The organism is Spirosoma sp. 48-14 (assembly GCF_001898575.1).
Taxonomy (GTDB): domain Bacteria; phylum Bacteroidota; class Bacteroidia; order Cytophagales; family Spirosomataceae; genus Spirosoma.
This window is the reverse complement of record NZ_MKUD01000022.1, coordinates 1-17315: the sequence shown is the minus strand read 5'-3', so window position 1 is coordinate 17315 and position 17315 is coordinate 1. Positions and strand designations below refer to the sequence as shown.

Sequence of the window (17315 nt, the reverse complement as noted above, 5' to 3'; positions counted from 1 at the left end):
TCACAAACCTCAATGAAAACCCAATCCACTTCGCCTATCCTGGCCATTTTTGCCGCCCTGTTCCTGTTTGCCGCCGGTTGCAATACACCCGCAAAGGATACGGACACACAAACAACCGCCGTGTCGGCCATGACACCTGAACAAAAACAGGCGATTGAACAGGAAATTTCTTCCCTAGTGAAAGAATTCTTCCAGCAGGTCGAAAAACTGGACATTGAAAAGTGCATGACGTACTTTGAAAACACGCCTGATTTTCAGGCCGTCAATCCCGATGGCACCTTCGGGGATTATAACGCACTCAAAAAATTGAACGCAGACGGGTTTAACCAGATGAAGACGTTGAGTGTCGTGCCAGCTAAGGAAGTGATTCGGGTTTTGACTGACTCGCTAGTGCTTTATACGTTCTCGATGGAACAGAATACAACGCTCAAAACCGGTCAGAAAATAAAGTTTGAGCACGTAGCGGGAACGATGCTCTTCACCAAAATCAACGGCGCGTGGAAAGCGACTTTTTACCAGGAGTCTGCATCGGCACCGGTAGCCGTCAAGTAGCAAAGCCAAACGCCGACAAGGCTAACGCACGCCAAACCTACTTTGCCCCCGCCGATACGGGTATACAAACCGGGGGCGTGAAAATAATCCCGATCAAACCCCGAAAGGCACATTCAACGTGTGGACGAAGCGGATTGGCAACAACCCAACGGTCAAGGTTTTGATTCTGCACGGCGGTCCCGGTGCAGGTCATGAGGCCTACGAGGTGTTCGAGAGTTTTCTGCCTAAAGAAGGTATCGAGTTCATTTATTACGACCAGCTCGGTGCAGGTAACAGCGATCGCCCAACCGACAAGATCTTGTGGGTACTGCCCCGTTTTGTCGACGAACTGGAACAGGTTCGGGTCGCTTTAGGGCTAAATAAAGACAATTTCTACCTCTACGGCCACTCGTGGGGCGGCATTCTGGGCATAGAGTACGCACTCAAATACGGGCAAAACCTCAGGGGCTTACTTATCTCAGACATGATGAGCAGTGCGCCCGCCTACAGCCGCTATGCCAACGAGGTGCTGGCCAAACAAATGGACCCTAAGGTACTGGCCGAGATCAAAGCACTCGAAGCCAAAGGCGACTTCACCAACCCGCACTATATGGAACTGTTGCTGCCCAATTATTACGAAAAGTACATCTGCCGTATACCAGCTTCGCAATGGCCCGAACCGCTAAACCGGGGGTTTGCCAAAATCAATCAGGAGCAGTACGTGACCATGCAGGGGCCAAGCGAGTTTGGCATGGCGGGCAATGCCAATCTGAAAAACTGGGATCGTAGCAAAGACCTGCCCAAAATTACCGTGCCGACGTTGGTTATCGGGGCGACCTACGACACGATGGACCCCAAACATATGGAGTGGATGGCTGGGCAAGTGAAAAACGGCACGTTTCTACTATGCCCCAACGGTAGCCATTTCTCAATGTATGACGATCAGCAAACGTATTTCACCGGGCTGACTTCCTTCCTGAAAAAAGGAAATTGATCTCTTCGCATTAACTAACCAAATCCCAATGAAAACCAACCCATTCACCAAGATGTTGGCCGTTGTTACGGCTCTGATCCTGTTTACCGTCGGCTGCAATCCCGCTCCTCAAAAAGCAGATGAGAAACCAGCGGCTCAATCCGATGCACCGGAGTACTTTCTGTTACGTCCCGAACTCGAAAAAGCGTATGGCTATTCCCATGCCGTTCGGATTGGCAATGAACTGAAAATATCGGGTGCGGTCAGTATGGACGAGAAAGGAAACCTGACGGCGAAAGGTGATCTGGGACAACAAATGAAAAATTGCTACGCCGATCTGGACAAAATTCTGAAGCACTATGGCTACACCTGGGACGACGTTGTGGTGGAGAATATTCTGACCACGAACATGCCCGAATTTGTGAACCAGTCGGCTTACCGAAATACGATTTACAAAAAGCAGTTTCCGACCGGGTCGTGGTTTGGCGTAAAGGAATTAGCCTTGCCCGGCCAGTTGATTGAAATTGAGTTAGAAGCCTATAAAGTGCACTAATTCAGGTAAGTGGATTCGATGATGAGGCTCATCGTTTTTGACAGATTCCTGCCTGAGGTTATCCAAACCATCCAGAACAAATAAACGAGTGTTAGCCGCTAGACCGAAATGACCTTTCCACTCACCCATAAATCGGCAGCCGCAAGCTCCCTCAATCCAGCGCCTTCGGCAATCAAAAGCCGCATCGAGTCCATCGACGTACTGCGGGGCCTGATTATGGTCATTATGGCCCTGGACCATACCCGTGATTTCTTCCACGCTCAGGCTTACGACGACCCGCTCAATCTGGATACCACCACGCCGGTCCTGTTCGTCACCCGCTGGATTACCCACTTCTGCGCCCCTACGTTTGCCTTCCTATCCGGTACATCCATCTACCTACAGGGCTTACGGAAATCGCGCAGCGAGTTGAGTCTGTTCCTGCTGAAACGGGGTCTATGGCTCATTGTAGCCGAGGTACTCCTGATTGCACCAGCGGATACGTTTACCCTGTTTAATCCCATCACGCTGGTCGTTTTCTGGTCGCTGGGCATCAGCATGGTGTTCATGGCCGGGCTGACGTGGCTACCGTTCCGAGCCATACTGGGCCTTGGTTTAGCGATTGTTTTAGGCCACAATCTGCTGGATGCGGTGGAGCAGGCACCGGGATTTACGTCGGGTTTTGGGTGGGCGCTGGTTCATGGTGGCAGTCACCGAGTGTTTGACTACGCCCCCGGTCGGGTCATTGTGGTACTGTACCCGTTTCTTCCCTGGCTGGGACTAATGATGCTGGGCTACTGCCTGGGCCGGTTGTTTGAGCCTACGGTTGCAGCCTGGAAGCGTCAGCAGTGGCTGGTTTATCTCGGTGCCGGAGCCATTGGGTTGTTTGTGGGGCTGCGTTGGCTGAATGGATATGGCGACCCCTTCCCCCTGAGCGTCCAGAAAGATGGCCTCACCACGTTGTTCTCGTTCCTGAAGGTGCATAAATACCCCCCATCGCTGCTGTACATGTGCATTACGGTAGGGCCGGGACTGCTGGGACTGGCGTTGCTGGAGAATGTACACAATCGCGTTACGGGCGTGCTGCGTACCTATGGACGAACGGCCTTCTTTTATTACACAATCCATTTTTATGTCCTGCATACCCTGCGCATGCTCGTGTTTTTTGCCGCTGGCCATACCATGATGGAGGCCGATAAATCGCTGCAAACCATACCGATGCGGTTTGTGCTACCCGGCGATGGAGGCTACAATCTTGGGGTGGTTTACCTTATCTGGATAGCTGTTGTCGCGTCGTTGTATCCCCTGTGTCGCTGGTATGATGCCTACAAAACAACGCATAAAGAGCAGTGGTGGCTGAGCTACCTGTAGAAAGTAAACACCTAAAACCCAGTCAGGAAATGAGCAAAAGTGAAAATGTGAAAACAAGAACGGTTGTCATTCCTGACGACCTGGAAGCCGTAAAAAAATTATGGTTTGACTATTTAGTTTGGGGGAACGACAAAATGCAGGAACTCTACGGCGTCCATCCCCATAATCCCCAGGAAGCTGTTAAACAGGACATCCAACAGATTAATAAGTTTCAACCGCCTTACGGACAGCTAATACTGGCTAGTTATGACGGTAAACTATGTGGACTTGGAAGCCTAAAACGGATCAACTCCGATATCGGTGAGATAAAACGAATGTTTGTTGATCCAGCTAGCAGACGAATTGGGGCTGGACGAGCGATCCTCGAAGAACTTCTACTTGAAGCGAAAAAAGTCGGGTATAAAAAAGTTCGGCTCGACAGTCCCAAGTTTATGGAAGCCGCTCATTCCTTATACAGAAGTGTTGGATTCCGTGACATTGATGCGTATCCAGAAATGGAAATCCCCGCAGAATTTAAAGACTATTTGTTGTTTATGGAATTGGATTTAACCGACGATACTACCTAAATCCGAACGGATAAGCACAAATAAGCCCAGCCTATGCTGCTGGTGAATCGATCTTAAAACAGTTAAACTAATCCAATCAACCCATGAAACAATTCCTGATTTCCCTGGCTGCTCTTTGGCTGCTGGTTAGCCTCAGTACGTCGTCATCTGCACAGGCTCAGCAAACGGCAACGACTCAACTCAAAAGTATCCACCTGTTCGATATGCCATCGGGTGTAACGGAGGCCCAACTGTCGGCGGTGATCGGCGAGTTGAACACGGTCATTAAACGTCTGGGCTACAGTAATGCCGGATACACACTCTACAAAGTAGAAGGAAAAGGAGCCGACAAATACCGCTACTACTTCGAGGGCAATTGGCCCAATGCCAACGTGTACCAGAAAATCCACGACGACAAATCGTTTCAGGAAGCAGACAAAAAATTGGGTATGGTGTACGAGAAAATCAAAGCCGTTGAACTCTATCGTCGCTTAGTAAGAGTGCCCTAAATCGCCTAAATCAAAACTATGAAAACCAATCCATCTACCCGAATCCTGGCCATTGTTGCCATTACGTCTGTCTGTGTTACCGGTTGCAACGCCCCCGCCCAAAAACAGGAAACTGCAACCGAGCAGGTAGCGGCTAAACCCGATATGGCCGCCATCAAAACGGAAATACAGGCCATTGAAACCGAATGGGCCAACGCTACAACCGCCAAGGACATCGACAAAGTAATGGCACTCTACGCAGACGATGCCATAGAAATGGCCGACGACGAACCCATGTCCGTGGGAAAGGCTGCGATCCGACAGGTGTTGCTCAAAAGTATGAAAGCGCGCAAGGCCGGGACTACGGTTTCCTACGAGACGATGGACGTGTACGGCGATGGCAACATAGTGACCGAAGTCGGGAAGACAACGGTTAAAGACGCGGCTGGCAAGGTAGTGAGCACCGGCAAATACATGGGCATTTTTGAAAAACGCGATGGAAAATTTATCTGCATCCGCGATATCAACAACGAGGATCAGAAAGACAAGTGAGGTCATTTTAACGTGAACCCCACCCTCAAAAACAAAAAAATGAAGCCCTCAACTTACCCGGTCCTGCTGGTTGCCTTGCTGCTTTTTTTAAGTGACTGTACATCGTCGAACAGGCCTGAAAACAACCTGGAGGCCAATCGGGAGCTTATCCGCCGATACCATCAGGTATGGTCCGACGGCCACGTATCGGCATTAGATTCCATCCTGGCCCCCGATTTTGTTTATCATTTCCTTGGTGGCATGGAATACAACGGCATCGCGGGCGGGAAAAATTTCATAAACAGCCACAGAACATCCTTCCCCGACTGGAAGGAAGAAATCGTGGACATGGTTGCCGAAAACGATAGGATTGTAACCAGGTATAAATCAACGGGAACGCACCGGGGCACCTTCAATGGTCTTGATTCGACAGGCCGTAAGATTATGATTTCGGAAACGTCTGTTTACCGAATCGCCAACGGGAAATTAGCGGAGCAGTGGGGCTTCCCTGACGTAATGAGTTTGGATAACCAGCTACGGGCTAAAAAGTAAGCTATGAAATCTACGCTACATCTGTTTACTGTCTTTTCAACCGTTACGTTCATTCGTTCGGGCCGGTTTTCGGTTTTGGCCCGGAAGCCAGGAGCGCGGGATTTTGGCATTCCTGGTTTCCGGGCCACTTTTACGGCCCTTCTCCTGTTTGCCACCGGTTGTCATTCACCGGCAACGTCAACGACCGCTACGGCCGAAGAACTGTCGCAGATGAACCGGGACTTTGCCGCTGCGATCAATGCCAAAGATGCCGTGGCGGCTGCGAACTGCTATGCGGACGAGGCTACGTTGTATCCGCCCAATGAGCCTGCCGTTATGGGTCGGGAGGCCATTCTCAACTACTGGAAGGGTGCTATTGACGCGGGGGCCACCAATGTATCCGTCAAAACGATTGCTACGGGTAGTGATGGGAGCCTGGGGTGGGAAACGGGTCAGTTCCGGATGGACGTAAAAACGCCCGATGGGAAAGTCGTGGTCGATAAGGGCCGATACACCGATTTGCTCAAACGCAATACGGACGGAAAATGGGTCTCCATCATGGGTATGTGGAATGCCGATGCACCACCTACCCCTTGACAGATCGCTTTCAAAATAACATATTGTGGGCGGTGTCGCAAGATTAGAGCGTTTAATGAGAATACGAAACATATTGAAAATGGCCAGTATCTAGCTGATACTGACCATTTACACACTGTGATTCTGCGTCTCGTGTTGATTAATTGCCTACCAATTTTTGCAGTTGGGCCGGATAACGGTCGCCCTGTACCGGAATGGTTGAGAATGCAGTATCAATCTCGCGAATCTCCTCAACAGAAAGGTCAATGGCGACGGCTCCGATATTTTCTTCTAAACGATGCAGCTTGGTCGTCCCCGGAATAGGCACAATCCAGGGCTTTTGAGCCAACAACCAGGCTAATGCAATTTGGGCGGATGTGGCCCCTTTCTGCTGGGCAATAGCCCCTAACAAATCCACCAGCTTTTGATTGGCTTTCCGATTTTCTTCCGAGAAGCGGGGGACAACATTGCGAAAATCCGTTTTGTCAAATTGTGTATGTTCGTCAATCTTACCCGTCAGAAAACCTTTCCCCAGCGGACTGAACGGCACGAAGCCAATGCCCAATTCTTCCAGGGTAGGTAGAATCTCTTTTTCCGGTTCACGCCACCAGAGCGAGTATTCGCTTTGCAGGGCCGCAACTGGCTGAACAGCATGGGCTTTTCGAATCGACGCGACACCAGCTTCACTCAGGCCAAAGTGTTTTACTTTACCCTGCTGGATCAGCTCTTTCACCGTACCGGCCACGTCCTCAATGGGCACTGCCGGATCAACCCGGTGCTGATAGAGCAAATCAATCCGGTCGGTCCGCAATCGCTTCAGGGCTTCGTTAGCCACTTGCCGAATCCGGTCGGGATGACTGTCCAGCCCCTGAGATGATAGCCCGCTCTTAAAGCCAAATTTAGTGGCAATCACGACCTTGTCACGGAAAGGGGCCAAGGCTTCACCCACGATTTCTTCGTTGAGAAATGGGCCATAGGCTTCCGCCGTGTCGAAAAAAGTCACCCCTTTTTCATAAGCAGCCCGGATCAATCGAATTGCATCCTGCTTATCCGTAACGGTTCCGTAACCGAAGCTCAAGCCCATGCAGCCCAAGCCGAGTGCGGACACTTCCAGTCCGCTCGTTCCTAATTGTCTCTTTTCCATAATTCTGTTTTGAATCGGAGTTATTTACTGGTTTGTTGCGCCTGAATGCCCGTGTAGCGGTCGCCGACGATCTTGATGGCCGACAAATCGTTCGTTAGTTTTGTTAACTCATCAGCCAAGAATTGGTAGCTGGCAGCTCCCATATTTTCTTGCAAATGGGCCAGCTTTGTCGTTCCGGGAATAGGGACGATAAAGGGTTTGTAGGCCATTAACCAAGCTAAGGCGACCTGGGCTGCGGTTAATCCGCGTTGATTGCCAAAGTCGGCCAACACCTCGATCATGGGCCAGTTGGCTAGCACATTTTTAGGCTGGTAGCGGGGTAAAATGCCCCGGTTGTCATTGTTCGGATTGTACCTGGTCCGTTCATTGAGGTAACCCGTTAGCATCGCCCGGCTTAGCGGACTATAAGGCACAAAGCCAATACCCAGCTCTTCACAAAGTGGAATGACGTCGTTTTCGGGTTGGCGGGTCATCAGAGAGTATTCGCTTTCCAGGGCCGTCAGCGGCTGCACCGCGTGTGCTTTACGAATAGTAGCCGCACTTGCTTCGCTCAGGCCAAAATGGGTTACCTTCCCCGCCTGGATCAGCTCTTTCACCGTACCGGCCACCTCCTCGATGGGCACTGCCGGATCAACCCGGTGCTGATAGAGCAAATCAATTCGGTCGGTCCGGAGTCGTTTTAAGGACTGCTCAACCACCTTTCGTATAGTCTGGGGGCGGCTGTCCAGGCCCAGACTGGTTTGCCCTTCTTTAAAGCCGAATTTGGTGGCAATAATGACCTGGTCCCGGACTGGTGCCAAAGCTTCCCCGACCAGTTCTTCATTGACCAGCGGGCCATAGGCTTCCGCCGTATCGAAGAAGTTAACGCCGAGTTCGGTTGCTTTTCGAAGCAGGGCAATCATGGCTTTTTTGTCCGGTACGAAGCTTCGGTGATAGCTCATCCCCATACAACCCAACCCTAGCGCGGATACCTCCAGACTGGCTTTGCCTGTCCCTAACGTTCGGGTTGGCGAGTTAGCCAGGCTGCCACCTGAATGAGTTACTGAATCCAATGTTGCGGCTTTTGAGTAAGAAGTTATCGGGCTTAGTGCGATGGCCAGTAGGCTACCTCTGAGAAATTGACGTCGCTCGGTTTGGCGACGACCCTCGGATTGACGTTCCATACGATCTGTTTTGTATGATTGATGGGACAAAATTCCGAATAGAAAATGGGGGCATTGGTATATAAATTACGGGTTTTATAACCATTATTACTGGTGGCAGAGATCGAGTGAGTATGGCGCGACTGGAATGGGTATTTTTGTTCGGATCGCCGATGCGATCGGTTAGAAAATCAATCCGATGGAAAAAATCGTCAAGCTGGAGAGCGTGTACCAATACAATGCCTTGCGTGGCGTAGAAACGCGTCACCCCCTGATCACGGTGTTGGATTTGTCCAAAGCCAGACCCATGCCGGCCCAAACGTTTAATTTTGGTCTCTACGCAATTTACTTGAAAGAACTCGACTGTGGGGAATTAAAATACGGGCGTAACCACTATGACTACCAGGAAGGCACGCTGGTATTTATCGCGCCCGGTCAGGTGCTGGGCGTCCAACCCAAGGTGGAGCTATATGAGCCGAAAGGATGGGCGCTTTTGTTTCACCCGGACCTGATCAAAGGGACTTCATTGGGCAAGCATATAGCGGACTATTCCTTCTTTTCCTACGAGGTCAACGAGGCTTTGCATCTGTCTGAACGGGAGCGACAGGTAGCGTTGGAATGTCTGGCTAAAATTCAGTACGAGGTCGAGCAACCCCTGGATCGCCACAGCAAAAAGCTCATCACGGCCAATATTGAGCTACTACTGAATTACTGTGTCCGTTTCTACGACCGCCAGTTTCTGACGCGGGACCATGCCAACCGGGGCACCCTGGAAAAGTTTGAAGAATTGCTGAACGCCTATTTCCTGTCGGATAACCCCCACACGCTTGGGCTGCCGTCGGTGGCGCACTTTGCCGATGCGCTGAACCTGTCGGCTAATTATTTCGGCGACCTGGTGAAGAAGGAAACCGGCAAATCGGCCCAGGAATACATTCAGTCGAAAGTGATCGAAGTAGCTAAGGAGCGGGTATTCGACGACAGCAAGACCGTCAGCGAAATCGCCTATGAACTAGGCTTCAAATACCCTCAGCACTTCAATCGCTTATTCAAACAACGAGTGGGCTACACTCCGGCTGAATACCGAAACTTAAACTGATTGAGACGGCCAATACTTGACAATAGAATCATTAGCTTAATGGAATACTTGGTAAGTAAACCGAATTAGTTTGATATCGTCCGTTTCAGTAATCGCCCGTTTTAAGAAACGGGTGCAGTAGTCGCCCTAAATAAGTGATTCGATATGATCTTTATTCTCACAATGTTATCTCATAAATCAAACCGCATCGGCGGACCGTCCAAAATCTCACATTTTAGCTGAGTTTGTGACCGGGCCGCCGGTGCAGACTGATTTTTTTCTCAATTGACGAATTTGATGGTCCGCCACTGCGGTCCCTTTTTTAGATTTACCCTATCTTGTGAGCTACAGCATTCCGGTTATCCCAATATGGGTAAATACGTTGTTTTTAGGTGGCTTCTCCTGCTATTGTGCCTGTCCGCACCAGACGGGCAGGCACAATCCACGGTGCTTTACTTCGACGAACCCCCCAAAGAGACGCTGGGCCGCAACCGAAATCAATTCACCATTAATCGATTCTTTACTGACCGCGACGATTTTCTCTGGTTCGTCACCGGCAGTGGTCTGAGCCGGTACGACGGCCATGAGATCGTAACTGTACGCTCTGATCCGGCGGATTTGAACTCCCTCTCCTCGGCGCGGGTAGCGGATATGATTCAGGATGAGCGAGGTACGTTCTGGATAACCACCCGCGACGGGGGCCTGAATGCCTACAATCAGCGAACGGGCAACGTGGCCCATTTTCAACACCTGCCCACCAACAAAACCAGTTTATCGTCGGATAAGCTCCGGTTTCTTCAACGCGATGAATCCGGTTATCTCTGGATCGGCAGCGATTATGGCATGAATCGGTTCGACCCCAAAACAGGTAGCACTGTCCGTTTTTTGCCCAAACCGGGCGAGTCAGGGCAATTGCAAGGTAACCCGCTGTCGCCCATTTTGGTAGCCTCCGGCCAGTCCAGGCCGGGTTACATTTACGTTTGCACAACGGCTGGGTTCGAGCAGTTTGACCGAAGCAGTAACCGTTGGCGGTGCTTTCCGACGGTAACTAAATCCGGGGTGCCCGTCATCAAGGCTCCCGATGGTCTCAATACGATTAGCGGCCTCTGCCAAGATCGTCGGGGCCTGATCTGGATGGGGGTACCAGACCAAACCGGGCTGCGGGTTTTTGATCCTAAAACAGGGCAAATCAATTGGTTCGATGGTCGAACAGCCGATGGCAAACCCATTCCGTTTCCAAAAGTGATTCTGGAAGATCGGACGGGACGGCTTTGGCTTTGCTGTGATAACGACATCTTCCGCATTTCGGCCGACCGGACCGTCGTGGAGCAATGCACACCCGTAGCCATCAGCAATGGGGAACAACTCAAGGAACTGGTAACGCTGTATGAAGATAGACAGGGGTTAATCTGGCTGGAGAGGGATAGCGACAAAAATCCGCTTTTTTTCGACCCCCGTCAGGAACGCCACCCCAACATTCCACTGCCAAAATTTACGAACACCGCCGGTGGGGTTCCGATCCGGCCCGTAACGGAGTCCCTCATGCCCGACGCGGAAGGCTTCCTTTGGATCAGTACCGATCTGGGCCTGATTCGCTATAATCCGGGCCGGGCCACGCTAGGACGGGCCACGCTAGGCCACGCCAAGCCGGTCCAGAATGAAATGAAGATTGTCTTAAAACAACCCCTCACCTATTTCACCAGCCCACTGCCAGATGCGACCGGGGCCAGCCACGATCCATATTTGCTGGTTGGTGCGGAGGCTGGCCTGTTTGTTTACAACAAAAAGACGACTCGTTTAACACCCGTCCGTTTAGATAAGAATGGACGAAATACGATCCCGAATGCCATCGCTTCAGTTATTGACCGGGATGGTGACCTTTGGATTTCGACCTGGGGGCAGGGGCTCTTCCGCATTCCGAAGGGCGGCTTATCAGTCGAGACGGGGCTGGTGAGTACCTATGAGCAGTGGAAAAACGACCCCACCAATGCCAACAGTTTACTCTCAAATACGCTCCAGAAAATTGCGGTCGATGCCCAGAACACAGTGTGGGTCTGCGGAGCCGCTCACGGGCTTAGTCGGGTAAATAAACGAACACGGCAAGTGCAGCGGTTTGTACTCCGACAAGGCGACCCCTACGGACTGGCCAGCAACTACACCTTTGCGCCCCTGATTGATAAACAGGGTGATGTATGGATAACGAGTGGCTATGCGGCTCCCTTACAAAAGCTGTCGGTCAAAACGGGACGATTCAAAAAATATGGTGCAGCAAACGGGTTCACGGACGATTATTTTGCCCACGCTACCCTCGACAGGACCGGTAAAATCTGGTTCAACCAGCATGAGGTAGTATCCTGTATCGACCCCCTTACGGAGCGCGTAACCACGTTTCCGCAGTTTGTCGGCAACTCAGTTTACTCGACACCCATTACCGCACTGGCGACTACCGACGAGATTTATTTCGGTTGCCAGAACAACTTACGGCGATTTGGGCCTACCGATACCATCCACCAAATTCCTAAAGCGGCATCACCGTTGCGGTTGGTGGGTGTTTCCTGCTTCGGCACCGACGGAACGCAAACCATGCGCCCCCTGCCCCCGGATCGCTGGCGAGCCCATGAGGTGGCCTTGTCGCACCAGGAAAACACCCTGGAACTAAAATTTGCGTTACTGGATTACCGCAATACCGGCAGTCGTGCCTATGCCTATTCCCTGACCGGACCGAATGACGAGCCACAATGGATAAGCATTGGCACCAAAAACACCGTTGATTTTGCCCAGATGAAGCCGGGAACGTACCTGTTCCATCTGAAAGCCCGCAATAGCGACGGAATTTGGACCAATCTGGCGCCCCTCCGCCTACACATCAGCCCACCTTGGTGGCAGAGCCTTTGGGCCTATACCGCTTATTCCCTGCTACTGCTACTCGGCTTTTGGTACTTATTGAAGGGCCGTCTGCGTGAACAAGCCCGTGAACTGGCCCTTCAGGAAGCCGTCGTCATCAAGCAACAGCGCGACGAGATTGCTCAGAAAAACGCCCAGAACGAACTCCTGCTGAAAGAGATTCATCACCGGGTCAAGAATAATCTGGCCGTGGTGTCGGGGTTGCTGGCCTTGCAGTCAGCGAAAGTTACTGACCCTAACGTACTGGAAGCGATCCAGGCCAGTCAAAACCGGGTACAGAGTATGGGCATCATTCACCAGAAACTGTATCAGGGCAAACAATTGGGGGTTATTGAGATGCGAGACTATTTCATAAATCTGGGTGAAAGTATCCTCGATTCATTCGATGCCGTAGGCCGCATCACCATCGATTGTTCGATGCCTGAACTGGTATTAGATATCGACACAGCGATTTCCGTAGGACTACTAACGAATGAGTTAATCACGAACTCGCTCAAATATGCCTTTATCAATAAGGATAGCGGCATCATTCGCATCAGCCTGACGCGGGTGGGCGACGATTCATTACTCCTACAAGTGGCCGACAATGGTACCGGCAAGCCTCCCGTGGAAACGGTCAATGGGTCGGGCTTCGGCACCCAGTTAGTGGACTTGCTCGCCCGCCAGCTTGAAGGCATTCTGACCTACGAGAATCAGGACGGCACACTCGTCAAACTCCGCTTCAAGCGGCCAGCCGTTGTCTAAGTCCAGTCAAAATCAGAACCCTGTATTCGACCGTTTGCTTATCTGGCAACAAATTTCCGGATTTCGATAAGGTCATTTTCGTTAGATAGCAAACCTGTTGAATACCCTATCTTTTCGGCTCCTCCTTCTGGTCGTTTTCGACCACCAAATCGTTGGCTGCACTTACAGCCACTCGTCCACCGGGCTTGATGATCTCTCGGGGTAGAAAATTATCCGTGTCGTGAAAAGTACGTATTCAGGTAATGTTGTCATTCTGAGCAACTTCATATGGCCCCAACTCCCAATTGCTGATTCCACACGCCTGCAACCAGTTTCTTCCGACGCACGAACTAGTGTTTTGACTTTAGATAAGTGACGGGTATTTTGGTGTAAGCAATTGGCTACGACCATGAAAAAATACCATATCACCTTAACTGATGCGGAACGCCAGCAACTACAGGCCATTATTGCCAAACGCAATGCCAAAAGTCAAGCCGTTAAACGGGCCTATGTGTTGTTAGCCGCTGACGAGAATCAAGATAATTGGAAAACGGATGAACAAATCAAGGCCACCTACCAAGTTAGTATTCGCAGCATCGAGCGCCTGCGCGAACGGTTTGTGGAAGACGGTTTTGAGTTTGCCCTCAACGGCAAAAAGCGGGAAAAATACAAGGAAGTCGTTTTTGACGGGACTGTGGAAGCCCACCTAATTGCGCTGCGTTGTAGTGATCCACCGGCTGGCTATGCCCACTGGACAGTGCGGTTACTGGCGGAAAAGATGATCGAGTTGAACTACGTGGAGACGATTGGACGGGAGACGGTGCGGAAGATGCTCAAAAAAAATGAATTGAAGCCTTGTCGGGTCAAGTCGTGGGTGATTCCTGAAGCATCGGCTAAGTTTGTGTGTCAGATGGAAGAGGTGCTGGAGGTCTACCAGCGACCTTATGATCCTACTCACCCCGTAATCTGCCTGGACGAAGCCCGTCGACAACTCCTTAGCGAGACTCGGTCGGGTTTCAGGGACCCAAAAGGCGTTCAACACTACAACTATGAATATAAGCGAGAGGGCGTTGCGGAGGTCTTTATGGTGGCCCAGCCTTTGGCTGGTCGGCGAGAGGTGGTTGTCACCGACAGCCACAACAGTCTCGAATGGGCGAAAGTTGTGGGTCTATCGCCGAGGAATGGTAGGCTAGTGCCGACCGCATCACGTTGGTGCAGGACACAACTTATCGGCTCACCGCAAGGCCGCTCTTTACGAAGTATTCGATGCCCGGCGGGCGCGGGCCATTCTGCGAAAGATTGACTTTGTGTACACTCCCAAACACGGCTCCTGCGGGGCCGCCCTTTAGGTTTGTCTTGTGGTAAGATTCCAAGATTTGGTAGCTTGCCAATTAGTGAAATGGGTGGGCTACCCTATGGGGCCGCAGAGTTCCAGCTCTATGCGCGGATTCAGGACCCACCCTGTTTTATTTGCTTAAAGGCTCGAATGGAAATGAGGGCAAATAGGCCCATTAGCAAGGGTTTGAGCACCAAAGCAAGAACTTGTTGAACACCCTAAATTACGATCTCTCATGGACATTCGCTACTTCATCGGTGTTGACGTTTCGAAAGCTACACTTGACTGGGCAGTTTTTGATGGCAAAATTACGGTCTTGCAAATTCAATCGGCTAACTCACCAGCAGCGATCAGAACTACAGTGAAATTAATTAGGGCCTTGCCTTACTTTACAATTGCTGAATCGGTCTGCTGCCTCGAACATACGGGGATTTATTGTGCTCATCTTTTAGCTTCCCTCTATAAACTGGAGCTACCGATTTGGCTGGAAAGCAGTCTTCAAATTAAGAAGGCAGGCGGCCTTCAGCGCGGAAAGAGCGACACCATTGATGCAGTCCGTATTGCCGAGTATGCCTTCCGTTTTCGAGATAAAATGGGCCTATGGCAACCGCCAAGGCCCATTTTGCAAAAACTTGCAACACTGAGTGCGCTTCGTCAACGACTTCTTCGAGTTCGCCAACAACTTCAACAACCTATTGACGAACAGCAGGGCTTCGTGGAAAAGTCACTCCAAAAGCAACTGGCCAAAAACTGCCAGGCCTCGTTAAAAGCTATCAATGCCGATTTGGCAAGTGCCGAAAAACAAATCAATACGCTTATTCAGAGCGATGAGCGCTTGAAGGAGCTTTTTGGCTGGATCACCTCCGTTCCCGGCGTGGGTGATGCTATTGCGGCTGAAGTATTAGTAGCTACTAACGAATTCAAGGCTATCCGCGATCCTAAAAAACTTGCCTGTCATGCCGGTGTAGCTCCCTTTGAATACCGATCGGGCACAAGTGTTCGCGGCAAAACACGCGTGAGTCAACATGCTCGTTTACGGCTAAAATCACTCTTTCATTTAGGAGCTATGTCAGCCATCCGCATGAAAGGGGAGTTGAAAACCTATTACGAGCGCAAAGTGAGCGAAGGCAAAAACAAAATGCTCGTTCTCAATGCGGTTCGCAACAAGCTCATCCACCGCGTTTGTTCAGTAGTTCATCGAGAGCAGAAATATGACAAAAATTATACGTCTGCGCTTGCATAAACCATGGAAATCCGTGCGGCTGAATGTAGCGGATATTGAACTGAGTATCTTAACCCGGCAAGGCTTACCTCACCGGGTGGCCAGCCTGACCAAGTTCGAGCAGCAAGTACAGGCTTGGGTGGAAGCGCGAAATGATAAATTGTCTAAAGTAGACTGGCAGTTTACAGCGGAGGATGCCCGGATCAAACTTAAACGACTTTACCCGTCAACTATTGATGGCTGAAACACTAGTCATTGATTTTGCAGCTTGCCTGTATATCTTCATTCCGAACAGGAATTGCCAGACGATATTTTCCACAGCAGCTTCTGTAGGTTTCAGGCATGCCATAGTAGTTCTTATAGGATGCGCTTTAAGCGCATCCTAAGTGCTTTTATCCAGTCTTCTTTTTCTAACGCTTTACTATATACGTATTACGTAAAAACACCAAACGTTTATTTATTTCTCTCATTTTACTAACAGAGGTGCCTCAGCGTTCCCAGGTATCTGTGTTCCATATCGGCTTTCGGACGACATCATAAATAACCAGATTGCCATCATTCTGCAGCACCATATGGTTGCCGCGCCTTTCGGTATTGGAAGCCCAGACGGGATTATCGTTTACATCATACAGCACAAAATTGCCATCGTCCTGAAAAATGCATTCTTTCACTGGTTTGCCATTAGTGCCCGTTGCCCAAATAGCTTTGCCTTGTTTGTACAAAACCAGGTTGCCATCATCCTGCATGGTTAGCCAATATTTTTTATTCGTTGCTACTGCCGATGCTCCTTTCGCTATATAGTCGCCCTTTTTAATCAGTCGCTCAGTGGCGGGTGGGGCTTCAATGCGAACTATGGGTTTAGTAGACCATACGTATTTGTCTTGCCTATCGTACATAACCAGATTGCCATCGTTTTGCAAAAGCATATACGCTCCTCGCCCCTTGGTATTGGAAGCCCAGATCGGCCGTTTATCGAAATCATAAAGGACGAAGTTGCCATCGGCCTGGAAAATGGCTTTATCACCCCCTTTGTTGTTGGTCCCAGTTGACCAGATCGGGGTAAGTTTCTGATTAGCAAATTGATAAATAACCAGGTTGCCGTCATCCTGCATGGACAATTTGTAGCGTAGGTTCCGGGCGTGCTTGTCTTCACCGCGCATCAGTGTGGTGTACATCTCGATGCGGGTATACTCCTGGGCAACTCCTGTCAGAGAATAGGTTAATAAGCAAGTGATTATCCAGAAACGATGTATTGATTTCATAAGTAGGATTCACGTTTTAAGTGGCTGCTCGCTTAAAGTCTGGTTGCCTTGTCGGTGTTTTTCTGATAGCGAACTGGTAATCAGTCGGGTAGATTGTAGTAAGCTTTCACCGCATTGTAATCACTGTAGTCGACAGCCGCTTTTCGACCGTTGACCACCGAACTTGCCTGTATAACCAGAACCCTTATGCTTACGAACGTATCTGTGCCCGTACTATTGGTCACTCGCGAAATACCCAATATCGAAGTAGCAGCCGGAATTAGATAGGTACGGTACTCATAGGCACCACCATTAGTAAATCCGGGCAACTGATACCAATTGCTATTGGTCCCAAAAATATAGCAGAAGACAAGGCTGTTATTGGCGCGGTCGGCATTCACTCCCGGCAGGTTCAGCGTAAACGAGCCGGTTACAGCTCGACCGGCGTAG

The 17315-nt window shown here is 50.4% G+C and carries 16 protein-coding genes and 2 pseudogenes; 14 read left to right on the top strand and 4 right to left on the bottom strand.

The features are described 5' to 3' along the window. The first annotated feature begins 12 nt into the window (after window positions 1-12). The 9 genes and pseudogenes from BGO59_RS12945 to BGO59_RS12905 all read left to right on the top strand — a co-directional run bounded on the left by BGO59_RS12945 (window position 13) and on the right by BGO59_RS12905 (window position 6099). Window positions 13-552 (top strand): nuclear transport factor 2 family protein, encoded by a 540-nt coding sequence (locus BGO59_RS12945; protein WP_293684038.1) that lies wholly within the window; start codon window positions 13-15, stop codon window positions 550-552. Next, a pseudogene (locus tag BGO59_RS12940) lies at window positions 528-1525 on the top strand (proline iminopeptidase-family hydrolase). The gene BGO59_RS12945 and the pseudogene BGO59_RS12940 overlap by 25 nt, the downstream one beginning before the upstream one ends. 28 nt (window positions 1526-1553) lie before the next feature. Beyond that, entirely contained in the window at window positions 1554-2057 is a 504-nt protein-coding gene (locus BGO59_RS12935; protein WP_293684037.1) for a RidA family protein, read from the top strand. A gap of 108 nt (window positions 2058-2165) precedes the next feature. After that, a complete protein-coding gene (locus tag BGO59_RS12930) occupies window positions 2166-3407 on the top strand; it encodes a heparan-alpha-glucosaminide N-acetyltransferase domain-containing protein (protein WP_293684036.1) in 1242 nt (413 codons plus the stop codon). Between the two features lie 29 nt (window positions 3408-3436). Then, the gene (locus tag BGO59_RS12925) at window positions 3437-3973 is read left to right on the top strand and encodes a GNAT family N-acetyltransferase (RefSeq protein ID WP_293684035.1); all 537 of its coding nucleotides are present in this window, start codon (window positions 3437-3439) and stop codon (window positions 3971-3973) included. An 83-nt stretch (window positions 3974-4056) separates the two neighbouring features. Beyond that, window positions 4057-4461 carry a hypothetical protein gene (locus BGO59_RS12920; protein WP_293684034.1) on the top strand — a complete coding sequence of 135 codons (405 nt, stop codon included), beginning with the start codon at window positions 4057-4059 and terminating at the stop codon, window positions 4459-4461. Window positions 4462-4479: 18 nt separating this feature from the next. Continuing rightward, a complete protein-coding gene (locus BGO59_RS12915) occupies window positions 4480-4992 on the top strand; it encodes a DUF4440 domain-containing protein (RefSeq protein ID WP_293684033.1) in 513 nt (170 codons plus the stop codon). A 39-nt stretch (window positions 4993-5031) separates the two neighbouring features. Next, a complete protein-coding gene (locus tag BGO59_RS12910; RefSeq protein WP_293684032.1) occupies window positions 5032-5523 on the top strand; it encodes an ester cyclase in 492 nt (163 codons plus the stop codon). A 3-nt stretch (window positions 5524-5526) separates the two neighbouring features. Continuing rightward, window positions 5527-6099 carry a DUF4440 domain-containing protein gene (locus BGO59_RS12905; protein ID WP_293684031.1) on the top strand — a complete coding sequence of 191 codons (573 nt, stop codon included), beginning with the start codon at window positions 5527-5529 and terminating at the stop codon, window positions 6097-6099. A gap of 139 nt (window positions 6100-6238) precedes the next feature. Here BGO59_RS12905 and BGO59_RS12900 read toward each other — a convergent pair whose 3' ends face one another. Beyond that, window positions 6239-7222, bottom strand: a complete 984-nt coding sequence (locus tag BGO59_RS12900) for an aldo/keto reductase (protein ID WP_293684030.1) — start codon at window positions 7220-7222, stop codon at window positions 6239-6241. 20 nt (window positions 7223-7242) lie between these two features. Continuing rightward, window positions 7243-8385: an aldo/keto reductase gene (locus tag BGO59_RS12895; RefSeq protein WP_293684029.1), complete on the bottom strand. Its 1143-nt coding sequence runs from the start codon at window positions 8383-8385 to the stop codon at window positions 7243-7245. Between the two features lie 178 nt (window positions 8386-8563). Here BGO59_RS12895 and BGO59_RS12890 point away from each other — a divergent pair, with 178 nt between their 5' ends. The 5 genes from BGO59_RS12890 to BGO59_RS12870 all read left to right on the top strand — a co-directional run bounded on the left by BGO59_RS12890 (window position 8564) and on the right by BGO59_RS12870 (window position 15868). Next, window positions 8564-9460, top strand: coding sequence for an AraC family transcriptional regulator (locus BGO59_RS12890; protein ID WP_293684028.1), 897 nt, complete (start codon window positions 8564-8566; stop codon window positions 9458-9460). Window positions 9461-9808: 348 nt separating this feature from the next. Then, window positions 9809-13087: a histidine kinase dimerization/phosphoacceptor domain -containing protein gene (locus BGO59_RS12885; protein WP_293684027.1), complete on the top strand. Its 3279-nt coding sequence runs from the start codon at window positions 9809-9811 to the stop codon at window positions 13085-13087. 388 nt (window positions 13088-13475) lie between these two features. Continuing rightward, on the top strand, window positions 13476-14369 hold the full coding sequence (locus BGO59_RS12880; RefSeq protein ID WP_293684026.1) for an IS630 family transposase: 894 nt from the start codon (window positions 13476-13478) through the stop codon (window positions 14367-14369). A gap of 268 nt (window positions 14370-14637) precedes the next feature. Next, entirely contained in the window at window positions 14638-15645 is a 1008-nt protein-coding gene (locus BGO59_RS12875) for an IS110 family transposase (protein WP_293684025.1), read from the top strand. Further along, the gene (locus BGO59_RS12870; protein WP_293684024.1) at window positions 15614-15868 is read left to right on the top strand and encodes a hypothetical protein; all 255 of its coding nucleotides are present in this window, start codon (window positions 15614-15616) and stop codon (window positions 15866-15868) included. Before BGO59_RS12875 ends, BGO59_RS12870 begins: the two co-directional genes overlap by 32 nt. Window positions 15869-16112: 244 nt before the next feature. Here the strand turns inward: BGO59_RS12870 and BGO59_RS12865 are convergent, their stop codons facing one another. Both BGO59_RS12865 and BGO59_RS12860 read right to left on the bottom strand, forming a co-directional pair. Continuing rightward, entirely contained in the window at window positions 16113-16886 is a 774-nt protein-coding gene (locus tag BGO59_RS12865; protein ID WP_293684023.1) for a hypothetical protein, read from the bottom strand. 80 nt (window positions 16887-16966) lie between these two features. After that, window positions 16967-17315: pseudogene (locus BGO59_RS12860) on the bottom strand (collagen-like protein); the annotation flags it as partial.

Bases quoted from the DNA above. Each gene is read 5' to 3' on its own strand.
- BGO59_RS12905 (WP_293684031.1), top strand. From the start codon at position 5,527: ATGAAATCTACGCTACATCTGTTTACTGTCTTTTCAACCGTTACGTTC.
- BGO59_RS12895 (WP_293684029.1), bottom strand. From the start codon at position 8,385: ATGGAACGTCAATCCGAGGGTCGTCGCCAAACCGAGCGACGTCAATTT.
- BGO59_RS12925 (WP_293684035.1), top strand. From the start codon at position 3,437: ATGAGCAAAAGTGAAAATGTGAAAACAAGAACGGTTGTCATTCCTGAC.
- BGO59_RS12890 (WP_293684028.1), top strand. From the start codon at position 8,564: ATGGAAAAAATCGTCAAGCTGGAGAGCGTGTACCAATACAATGCCTTG.
- BGO59_RS12880 (WP_293684026.1), top strand. From the start codon at position 13,476: ATGAAAAAATACCATATCACCTTAACTGATGCGGAACGCCAGCAACTA.
- BGO59_RS12915 (WP_293684033.1), top strand. From the start codon at position 4,480: ATGAAAACCAATCCATCTACCCGAATCCTGGCCATTGTTGCCATTACG.
- BGO59_RS12930 (WP_293684036.1), top strand. From the start codon at position 2,166: ATGACCTTTCCACTCACCCATAAATCGGCAGCCGCAAGCTCCCTCAAT.
- BGO59_RS12945 (WP_293684038.1), top strand. From the start codon at position 13: ATGAAAACCCAATCCACTTCGCCTATCCTGGCCATTTTTGCCGCCCTG.
- BGO59_RS12910 (WP_293684032.1), top strand. From the start codon at position 5,032: ATGAAGCCCTCAACTTACCCGGTCCTGCTGGTTGCCTTGCTGCTTTTT.
- BGO59_RS12885 (WP_293684027.1), top strand. From the start codon at position 9,809: ATGGGTAAATACGTTGTTTTTAGGTGGCTTCTCCTGCTATTGTGCCTG.
- BGO59_RS12935 (WP_293684037.1), top strand. From the start codon at position 1,554: ATGAAAACCAACCCATTCACCAAGATGTTGGCCGTTGTTACGGCTCTG.
- BGO59_RS12900 (WP_293684030.1), bottom strand. From the start codon at position 7,222: ATGGAAAAGAGACAATTAGGAACGAGCGGACTGGAAGTGTCCGCACTC.
- BGO59_RS12875 (WP_293684025.1), top strand. From the start codon at position 14,638: ATGGACATTCGCTACTTCATCGGTGTTGACGTTTCGAAAGCTACACTT.
- BGO59_RS12865 (WP_293684023.1), bottom strand. From the start codon at position 16,886: ATGAAATCAATACATCGTTTCTGGATAATCACTTGCTTATTAACCTAT.
- BGO59_RS12870 (WP_293684024.1), top strand. From the start codon at position 15,614: ATGACAAAAATTATACGTCTGCGCTTGCATAAACCATGGAAATCCGTG.
- BGO59_RS12920 (WP_293684034.1), top strand. From the start codon at position 4,057: ATGAAACAATTCCTGATTTCCCTGGCTGCTCTTTGGCTGCTGGTTAGC.